The organism is Pseudomonas sp. 300, assembly GCF_055803035.1.
Map to the genome: position 1 here is coordinate 3,670,876 of NZ_JAVLRV010000002.1, position 8,993 is coordinate 3,679,868.

The following is an 8,993-nucleotide window of genomic DNA, read 5'->3' on the forward strand; positions in this document are numbered from 1 at the left end:
GTCCTTCGCCAGGCCGACACCTGTCGGCACGGGAAGGATGGCTGAAATTCAGGATTTCACAAGCCAAGCGCTTGCTTGGTGGGGCTGGCGTGCCATTTCGGGCACGCCGGGAGGCGCTTAAAGCGTCGAGAGGAAGGTACTGTTGTTGGCTTGCCATTCAGTGATGTCGAGGCGAATCCGCTTCTTGTCGAGCTTGCCGACACTGGTCTTGGGAATTTCAGTAACAAGGGCGATCTGGCTCGGGATGGCCCACTTGCTCAGGTGCCCCAGTTCCACAAAAGGTTTGAGGTGTTCCTTGAGTTCCCTGGCCCCGATTACATGGCCCTCACGGATCACCAGCAAGGCAAACGGGCGCTCGCCCCACTGCGGATCGGCAATGCCCACCACTGCTACTTCGCGTACCGCTAGATGGCGACTGATCAGGTCTTCCAGGTCCAGGGAGGAAATCCACTCGCCACCGGTCTTGATCACATCCTTGATCCGGTCGCGAATGTCGATCACGCCCATGCTGTCCAGCGTCGCCACGTCACCGGTATGCAGCCAGCCCCCGGCCCAGAGCTCGGCGCCCTTCTGCGGCTCATTGAAATAGCCTTCGGTGAGCCACGGTGCACGCAGGACCAGTTCGCCCTGGGTCTCGCCATCGGCGGGCAGGAAGTTGCCATCGGTGTCGACGATTGCCGCCTCCACCAAGGGCCCCGGCACGCCGGCCTTGATCCGGTACGTGGTGCGCTCGTCTTCGGTGCCGGCCATCAACTCGTCGTTGAGGTGCGCGCAGGAAACCAGCGGGCCGGTTTCCGACATGCCATACGCGGCGGTCAACTGAATGCCTTTGGCTTTGGCGGCTTCGTACAACGCACGATTCAATGCACTGCCGCCGATCACGATTTTCCAGCCACCGAAGTCGGTGTCTTGCGCAGCCTTGGCGTTGAGGACCATCTGCAGGATGGTCGGTACGCAATGCGAGAAAGTGACCTTTTCCTTGCGCCACAGCTCCACCAGGTATTCAGGGTCGTAGCGGCCCGGATAGACCTGCTTGAGCCCGAGCATGGTCGCCACATATGGCAAGCCCCAGGCGTGCACATGAAACATCGGGGTGATCGGCATGTACACGTCGTTGGTGCCCAGCAGTCGCACGCTGTCGATGGCGCCCATGATGGTCGACACGCCCATGGTGTGCAGCACTAGCTGGCGATGGGTGAAGTACACGCCTTTGGGATTGCCGGTGGTGCCGGTGGTGTAAAACGTGGTCGCGACCGAGTTCTCGTCGAAGTCCTGGAAGTCGTATTGCGTGCTCGCGGCCGCCAGCAATTGCTCGTACTCACCGACGAGGTTTGGCAAGTCGGCGGTTTTTTCCGGCAGGTCGGTCAGCAGCAGGGTTTTCTCGACCGTGGTCAGGTGCCCGGCAATCGCGTTGTACAGCCCGACGAACTCGCTGTTGACCAGCACGAAGCGGTCCTCGGCGTGATTCATGGTGTAGAGGATCTGTTCCGGCGACAGGCGCACGTTGATGGTGTGGATCACCGCGCCGATCATGGGGATGGCAAACATGCATTCCAGATAGCGATGGCTGTCCCAGTCCATCACCGCCACGGTATCGCCAGCCTTGACGCCGGCCGCCGTCAGCACGTTGGCCAGGCGTGCGACCCGTTCGATCAGGGTCGGATAGCTGTAGCGCAACTGATCGCGGTAAATGATCTCGCGGGTTTTCTCATAGCGCGCACCGGACATCAGCAGCCGTTTGATCAGCAGCGGATACTGGTAAGCGCCTTCGGCTGGGGGGATAACGCGAGTCTGCAACATAAGAATCCCTTTTCTGACTGCACGGTCGTGACTGAAAGTAGGCACTCTAGTGCCCTTCCATGACAACCAAATCAGCCGAAGGAATGATTTGCAACATTCAGCAAATGCTAGCGTTGCGCCAGCATTCAACTGCCATCCAGACCTGTAGGAGCCGGCTTGCTGACGACAGGAACGCTAAGGTCTATCTGACAGACTGCAGCGATACCATCGCCAGCAAGCCGGCTCCTACAAGATCAATGCATCTCGGTGAACGCGAGTTTTACGCCGATGGCGATCAACACCGCGCCCATGGTCCGGTCGAACCAGTGGCCCATGCGGGCGAAACCGGCGCGTACGCGCTGCTGGCTGAACAGCATCGCCACCAGGCAAAACCACACTGCCGTCGCGGCTGCGAGGTAAACCCCGTAACCCGCCTGCACCGCCAACGGCGTATGCGGATTGATCACCACGGTGAACAACGACAGGAAGAACAGCGTGGCTTTCGGGTTCAGACCGTTGGTCACGAAACCCGAGGTGAAGGCGCCGCGAGCGGTGCGTTCACCCGCTTCTTTATGCAGATCATCGGCCAGCGGTTTGGCCGGTTGCGCGCGCAGGGCCTTGAAGCCGATGTACAACAGATAAGCAGCGGCGGCCCATTTCAAGGCGTTAAACAGCACAATCGACTGGGACACGATCAGACCGATGCCCAGCAGCGAATAGCCGACGTGCAGGAAAATTGCCGTACCGACGCCCAGCGCGGTCCAGGTGCCGGCGCGACGGCCATGGGTCACGCTCTCACGCACCACCACGGCAAAGTCCGGGCCGGGGCTGGCGACGGCCAGCAGGTGAATCAGGGCGACGGTCAAAAACTCTGTCCAGTACATGGGGGGTCCTCTTGGCCAAGCGTAACTGTTTGTTTCATCTGGTAGGCTCGGCACATTACGCCTTCAGTTCAATACACAAAAGGTACAGTTGATGACGAACCCTCGCCGCGCCGTTTTCCTCGACCATCCCTCCCTGGACCTCGGCGACCTCGACCTCAGTCCATTGCGCGCCTGCTTCGATGATTTGCAACTGTTTGCGCAGACCACGCCGGATCAGGTGATCGAACGTCTCAAGGGCGCGACCGTTGCCATCAGCAACAAAATCCTGATCGACGCCGCGGCCATTGCCGCCAGCCCCGAGCTGAAGCTGATCCTGATCACCGCCACCGGCACCAACAACGTCGATCTCGCCGCCGCCCGCGCCCATGGCGTGACGGTCTGCAACTGCCAGGGTTACGGCACGCCATCGGTGGCGCAGCACACGATCATGCTGCTGCTCAACCTGGCAACGCGCCTCGCCGATTATCAGAAAGCCGTCGGTGAAGGTCGCTGGCAACAAGCGAAACAGTTCTGCCTGCTGGACTACCCGATCGTCGAACTGGAAGGCAAAACCCTGGGCTTGCTCGGTCATGGCGAACTGGGCGGCGCGGTCGCCCGACTGGCCGAAGCCTTCGGCATGCGCGTGCTGCTCGGGCAGATTCCGGGGCGCCCGGCCCGACCGGACCGTTTGCCACTGGATGAACTGCTGCCGCAAATCGATGCGCTGACCTTGCACTGCCCGCTCAACGAACACACTCGCCACTTCATCGGTGCTCGCGAACTGGCTTTGATGAAACCTGATGCTTTCGTGGTCAACACCGCCCGTGGCGGCTTGATTGACGAACAGGCGCTGGCCGATGCCTTGCGCAACGGCCACCTCGGCGGTGCAGCCACGGACGTGTTGAGCGTCGAACCGCCGAGCGCCGGCAACCCGTTACTCGCCGCCGACATTCCACGCCTGATCGTGACGCCGCACAACGCCTGGGGCAGTCGCGAAGCGCGGCAGCGGATCGTGGGTCAATTGACCGAAAACGCGCAGGGATACTTCAGCGGTAAGGCGCTGCGGGTCGTCAGTTGATAAACTGCGGCACTTTTTTTACAGGAGCAGAGTATGGATCCGCGCAGTGAAGTACTGCTTCGTCAGGCCGAGTTGTTCCAGGGTTCGGTGCTGCTGGCCGGTTTGCCCGCCGATGATCTGCTCGGGCGCCTGCCCGACGCCCATGGCTGGTGCTGGCACGCCGGCGACCAGGCCGCGCTTGACGCACGCTTCACCGAGCGCAGCCATTTCGGCGTGACGGCGCCCGAGCGCGAGTTCGGCACGGCGGTGGTGTTTCTGCCCAAATCCAAGGACCTCACCGATTACATCCTCAACGCCCTCGCCTCGCGCCTGGCCGGGCGCGAGCTGTATCTGGTCGGCGAGAAACGCAGCGGTATCGAAGGCGCGGCCAAGCAACTGAACCCGTTCGGCAAACCGCGCAAGCTCGACAGTGCACGTCACTGCCAGCTCTGGCAGGTCACCGTGGCCAATGCGCCAGAAGCCAAGTCTCTGGAAAGCCTGGCCCAGACCTATGAATTGCCATTGGCCGAAGGCCCGCTGAAAGTCATCAGCCTGCCGGGCGTGTTCAGCCACGGCCGGCTGGATCGCGGCAGCGCGTTGTTGCTGGAGCATCTGGACAAGTTGCCAAGTGGTCATTTGCTGGACTTCGGTTGCGGCGCCGGCGTTTTGGGGGCGGCGGTCAAGCGTCGTTATCCTCACAATCAGGTCACATTGCTCGACGTGGATGCTTTTGCCGCGGCCAGCAGTCGCCTGACACTGGCGGCCAACGGTCTGGAAGCCGAGGTGATTACCGGTGACGGTATCGATGCGGCGCCGATGGGTTTGAGTGCGATCCTGAGCAACCCGCCGTTCCATGTCGGTGTGCACACGGATTACTTCGCCACTGAAAACTTGCTGAGAAAAGCAGCGAAACATCTGAAAAACGGCGGTGAACTTCGCTTGGTTGCGAACAGCTTCCTGAAGTATCAACCGCTGATCGAAGAGCACCTCGGCGTGTGCGCGATCAAGGCCGAAGGTCAGGGGTTTCGAATCTACCGGGCCAAACGCGGTTAGAAATTTGTACTTGCCCAATCGGATTTGCCTAGGCAGAATCCGCTCCGTCCTAGGGGAGTAGTCTCCCACGAGCGCCATGCTCGTCCGGCATACGTCAACATACTTGGTCCTCAGACCATGGCGTATGCGACCCAAGCGTCCGCATCAGACGGATCGCAGGGTTTGACAAGACCTATGACACGAACACCTTACCCGGGGCGGGAAGGCTGTACGTGTCATAGCCGTGTCGACCCGCCCCTTAGGAAAACCCTGATGCTGGATTCACTTCTCGTTCCCACCGCAATCGTTGCCTTGGCCGAAATCGGCGACAAGACGCAACTGCTCGCGCTCATCCTTGCTGCCCGCTTTCGCAAACCGTGGCCGATCATCGCCGGCATCGTCGCCGCCACCCTGGCCAACCACGCGGCAGCCGGTGCGGTAGGTGCCTGGGTCGGCAGCTTCTTCTCGGATGCAGTGTTGCACTGGATCCTCGCCGCCAGTTTCACTGCGACGGCATTGTGGACGCTGGTGCCGGACAAGATGGATGACGACGAAGCCAGCACCGCCCGCAAGTTCGGGCCGTTCCTGACGACGCTGATCGCCTTCTTCCTCGCGGAAATCGGCGACAAGACGCAGATCGCGACCGTCATGCTGGCCGCGCAATACCCGGAACTGTGGCTGGTCATTATCGGCACCACCGTGGGTATGTTGATTGCCAACGTGCCGGTGGTGTTGGCGGGTAACTTTGCGGCGGACAAATTGCCATTGACCCTGATTCGTCGACTGGCGGCGTCAGCGTTCTTCGTCCTGGCGATTGTCGCGGTGTACAAGGCGATGCAGAGCAGTGGATGGGTTTGACGCGGTAAGTCGGTAACTCCGCGTAATCGTTCATCGCGGGCAAGCCCGCTCCCACAGTTGATCGCATTTCAATGTGGGAGCGAGCCTGCTCGCGATGGCGTCTTCAAAGACACCGCACGACGATCAGGATTTCGGCGCTTTCTCGTACAACGGCATCACCTTCGGAATCGCCGCCTGCAACGAAGCAATCCGACTGGACGACGCCGGGTGAGTACTCATGAACTCCGGCGGCGAACCCTCCGAAGCCTTGCTCATCTTGTTCCACAGGGTGATCGCGGCGTTCGGGTTGTAACCGGCGCGGGCCGCCAGCTCCAGGCCGATCAGGTCGGCCTCGTTTTCGTTGGCGCGGCTGTTGGGCAGCGTCATGCCGTAGTTGGCCACGGTGTCTGCCAGGGCCAGGCTGTCCTGGCCCAGACCGAACAAGGCACCAGCGCCCTGCTTGGCCATTTCGATGCCGTACGCCTTGGACATCGCTTCACGACCGTGCTCGCGCAGGGCGTGGGCGATTTCATGGCCCATGATCGCGGCGATTTCATCGTCGGTGAGTTTCAGGCTGTCGATCAGCCCGGTGTAGAAAAAGATCTTGCCGCCAGGCCCGCAGTTGGCGTTGAGCTCGTCACTCTTGATCAGGTTGACTTCCCATTTCCACTGGGCCGAATCCGGACGGAAAATCGGCGCCTGGGCAATCAGTCGATCGGCGATCGCCTGGATGCGCTTGGCATCGTTACTGGTCTTGTCCAGCACACCTTTGCTGGTCGCCTCGCCAACCGTCTTTTGATAAGACTGGGCGTACATCTGGTTGACTTCATCCGTGGACAACATGCTGAACATGTACTGCTTGCGCTCGACGCCCACGGCACCGCCGCTGGTGGTGTTGACCGACTGACAACCGGCGAGCAGAAGACCCGCGCTCAGTGCACACAAAACCAATCGCTTGTTCATCAAAAAACTCCCTGAAAACATGCCGCGTATCCTAGGCGTGGAATTGTATCTACGCCAGATACAACAGACATACAGACGCAAATTTCGGATAAAGGTCCTATCACCGTAGGAAAAAATTCACATAACCCTTCCCGCCACGGCCAATAACGCCCCGCAATGATTTATTTGCGACCTCTAACACTCCAAAACAGCCATTTCGCCATGCCTCGCTCATGGCCCTCGCCCCCTCTGCCGATACAGCACCGCAGACGTCCTCTTGCGTGCGGAGCACCCATGAAATTCAAGTCAATCCAGTTTTCCGTGGCGGCCCTCGCTGGCGCCATCGTATTAAGTGTCGTGGCAGCCCTGGTGCTGTACGCGCTGTTTTCAGGCGCACGGACGCAAGACATGGTGCAAGAGCGGACCCAGGCGCAATTCGAGCAAGTCATCGAGCAGCGCCTGACATCCCTGGCGCAAACCCAGGTCAGCCAGATCCAGCGTGAACTCGAAGCGCCGCTGCTGATTGCCGGCGGACTGGTGCGGGTCAACGCCTTGATCGGCACGCCGGGGGCCGATGGTCAGCCGCAACTGAACCTGAGCCGCGAGCAATTGATCAGCCTGATCAAGGAAAACGTCGCCAAAAACCCGAAAATTCTCGGCACCTACATCGGCTGGGAAAAAAACGCTCTCGACCACAACGATGCGGCCTACGTCGACACCAAAGTGGTTGGCATCGACGCCAGCAACGGGCGTTTCCTGCCGTGGTGGTTCCGCAACGAAGACGGCAGCCTGGGCCTGGACAAACTGGTGGACGTCGACGACCAGAAAACCCTGTCCACCGGCGTGCGCGCCAGCGAGTACTACCTGTGCTCGAAAGAAACCAAAAAATCCTGCGTGATCGATCCGGCGCCTTACAAGGTCGGCGACAAAATCGTCATGCTCGCCTCCTTCATTGAACCGATCATGCTCAACGGTGCGTTCCAGGGCATCGTCGGCGCCGACCTGTCGGTGAACTTCATCCAGGAAATGCTCCTGGGCGCGAATCAGAAGTTGTACAGCGGTGCCGGTGAAATGGCCCTGATCGGCGGCAATGGCCGGATCGTCGCCTACACCAAGGACCCGAGCAAATTCGGCGAGAAAGTCAGCGATATCCTCGACAGCCAGCAGATCGCCAACATGGCCCATCTCAAGCGCGGCGAAGCGACTTACACCGTCGACAAGGCCCAGGGCCGGATCGAGTTGTACTTGCCGTTCGGCATCGGCCAGACCGATGCGCGCTGGACGCTGATGCTGCAACTGCCGTTGAACGCGGTGATGGCCGACTTGCAAAAACTTCAGGGTGATCTGAACACCCAGCGCAAATCCGACACCTTCGGCATGGCCATGGTTGGCCTGCTGATTGCCGGCATCGGCTTGCTGGTGATCTGGCTGGTGGGCCACGGCATTGCCCGGCCGCTTAAGCAGATGGTGGCCATGCTCGATGACATCGCCAAAGGTGAAGGCGACCTGACGCGTCGCCTGACCAGCGACCGGGCCGACGAACTGGGCTCGATCGCCAAAGGTTTCAACACCTTCCTCGCCAAGTTGCAGGCGATGATTACCCAAGTGGTGACATCGGTGCAGAGCGTCAGCGACTCGTCGGAACACACCGCCGACATCGCCATTCGCACCAACATTGGCGTGCAGAAGCAAATGGTCGAGATCGATCAGGTCGCCACGGCGGTGCATGAAATGACCGCCACCGCCCAGGACGTGGCGCGTAACGCGACCCAGGCGGCGCAAGCGGCCAGCCATGCGGATCAGGCTGCGGCTCAGGGCAAACAAATCGTGCGGGACACATCGCAATCGATCGGCGTACTGGCCTTGGAAATCGGCAAGGCTGTCGGTGTGGTGCAAACCCTGGCCAAGGACAGCGAGAACATCAACGCGATCCTCACCGCCATTCGCGGCATCGCCGAGCAGACCAACCTGCTGGCGCTGAACGCCGCCATTGAAGCGGCCCGCGCCGGCGAGCAGGGCCGTGGCTTTGCGGTGGTGGCCGATGAGGTACGCAATCTGGCGCAGAAAACCCAGAAGGCGACCGAAGAAATCCAGACCATGATCCAGCAGTTGCAACAAGGCACGCGCGATGTGGTGCGGGTGATGGAAGACAGTCAGAGCCGCACCGACGAAAGCGTGCAACATGCAGCGAAAGCCGCCGAAGCGCTGGATGCGATCACTCAGGCGGTGTCGGTGATCAATGACATGAACACGCAGATTGCCAGCGCGGCCGAGGAACAGAGTGCGGTGGCGGATGACATCAACCGTAACGTGATCAACATCGGGCAAGTGGCCAATGAAGTGGCCGGCGGGGCGGATGAGTCGAGCGCGGCGAGTGCGGATCTGACCAAGCTGGCGGAACAGCAGCGGCGGTTAATCAACCAGTTCAAGGTTTAAGGATAGCCGGAAGGTCCTGCGGACCTTATCGTCGGAACGCCGCCCGG

7 protein-coding genes, 1 pseudogene and 1 riboswitch are annotated in these 8,993 nt (G+C 60.5%); of the genes and pseudogenes, 5 read left to right on the plus strand and 3 right to left on the minus strand.

Translation table 11 applies throughout. The annotated features are described in order from the left end of the window. Positions 1–117: 117 nt before the first annotated feature. Both Q7W83_RS23305 and Q7W83_RS23310 read right to left on the minus strand, forming a co-directional pair. Positions 118–1,800 carry a fatty acid--CoA ligase gene (locus Q7W83_RS23305; protein WP_473657200.1) on the minus strand — a complete coding sequence of 561 codons (1,683 nt, stop codon included), beginning with the start codon at positions 1,798–1,800 and terminating at the stop codon, positions 118–120. A gap of 233 nt (positions 1,801–2,033) precedes the next feature. After that, positions 2,034–2,663, minus strand: a complete 630-nt coding sequence (locus tag Q7W83_RS23310; RefSeq protein ID WP_150633108.1) for a LysE family translocator — start codon at positions 2,661–2,663, stop codon at positions 2,034–2,036. Positions 2,664–2,754: 91 nt separating this feature from the next. On the opposite strand from Q7W83_RS23310, the gene Q7W83_RS23315 reads away from it, so the two are divergent. The 3 genes from Q7W83_RS23315 to Q7W83_RS23325 all read left to right on the plus strand — a co-directional run bounded on the left by Q7W83_RS23315 (position 2,755) and on the right by Q7W83_RS23325 (position 5,589). Then, positions 2,755–3,720 carry a 2-hydroxyacid dehydrogenase gene (locus Q7W83_RS23315; protein WP_473657206.1) on the plus strand — a complete coding sequence of 322 codons (966 nt, stop codon included), beginning with the start codon at positions 2,755–2,757 and terminating at the stop codon, positions 3,718–3,720. Between the two features lie 33 nt (positions 3,721–3,753). Further along, a complete protein-coding gene (locus Q7W83_RS23320) occupies positions 3,754–4,752 on the plus strand; it encodes a class I SAM-dependent methyltransferase (RefSeq protein WP_150633106.1) in 999 nt (332 codons plus the stop codon). A 39-nt stretch (positions 4,753–4,791) separates the two neighbouring features. Further along, positions 4,792–4,916, plus strand: a riboswitch (yybP-ykoY riboswitch). A gap of 88 nt (positions 4,917–5,004) precedes the next feature. Then, complete coding sequence (locus Q7W83_RS23325) at positions 5,005–5,589, plus strand: TMEM165/GDT1 family protein (RefSeq protein WP_150633105.1); 585 nt, start codon at positions 5,005–5,007, stop codon at positions 5,587–5,589. 123 nt (positions 5,590–5,712) lie between these two features. On the opposite strand, the gene Q7W83_RS23330 is transcribed toward Q7W83_RS23325, so the two are convergent. Further along, positions 5,713–6,531 (minus strand): M48 family metallopeptidase, encoded by an 819-nt coding sequence (locus Q7W83_RS23330; RefSeq protein WP_150633104.1) that lies wholly within the window; start codon positions 6,529–6,531, stop codon positions 5,713–5,715. 1,362 nt (positions 6,532–7,893) lie between these two features. Between Q7W83_RS23330 and Q7W83_RS23335 the strand changes: the two are divergent. Both Q7W83_RS23335 and Q7W83_RS23340 read left to right on the plus strand, forming a co-directional pair. After that, positions 7,894–8,091 (plus strand): annotated as a pseudogene (locus tag Q7W83_RS23335) (HAMP domain-containing protein); the annotation flags it as partial. A gap of 111 nt (positions 8,092–8,202) precedes the next feature. Next, positions 8,203–8,946 (plus strand): methyl-accepting chemotaxis protein, encoded by a 744-nt coding sequence (locus Q7W83_RS23340; RefSeq protein WP_412071783.1) that lies wholly within the window; start codon positions 8,203–8,205, stop codon positions 8,944–8,946. Positions 8,947–8,993: the final 47 nt, after the last annotated feature.

Excerpts from the sequence above, each read along its gene's own strand:
- Q7W83_RS23340 (WP_412071783.1), top strand. The coding sequence starts at position 8,203 with ATGGTCGAGATCGATCAGGTCGCCACGGCGGTGCATGAAATGACCGCC.
- Q7W83_RS23325 (WP_150633105.1), top strand. The coding sequence starts at position 5,005 with ATGCTGGATTCACTTCTCGTTCCCACCGCAATCGTTGCCTTGGCCGAA.
- Q7W83_RS23320 (WP_150633106.1), top strand. The coding sequence starts at position 3,754 with ATGGATCCGCGCAGTGAAGTACTGCTTCGTCAGGCCGAGTTGTTCCAG.
- Q7W83_RS23305 (WP_473657200.1), bottom strand. The coding sequence starts at position 1,800 with ATGTTGCAGACTCGCGTTATCCCCCCAGCCGAAGGCGCTTACCAGTAT.
- Q7W83_RS23310 (WP_150633108.1), bottom strand. The coding sequence starts at position 2,663 with ATGTACTGGACAGAGTTTTTGACCGTCGCCCTGATTCACCTGCTGGCC.
- Q7W83_RS23315 (WP_473657206.1), top strand. The coding sequence starts at position 2,755 with ATGACGAACCCTCGCCGCGCCGTTTTCCTCGACCATCCCTCCCTGGAC.
- Q7W83_RS23330 (WP_150633104.1), bottom strand. The coding sequence starts at position 6,531 with ATGAACAAGCGATTGGTTTTGTGTGCACTGAGCGCGGGTCTTCTGCTC.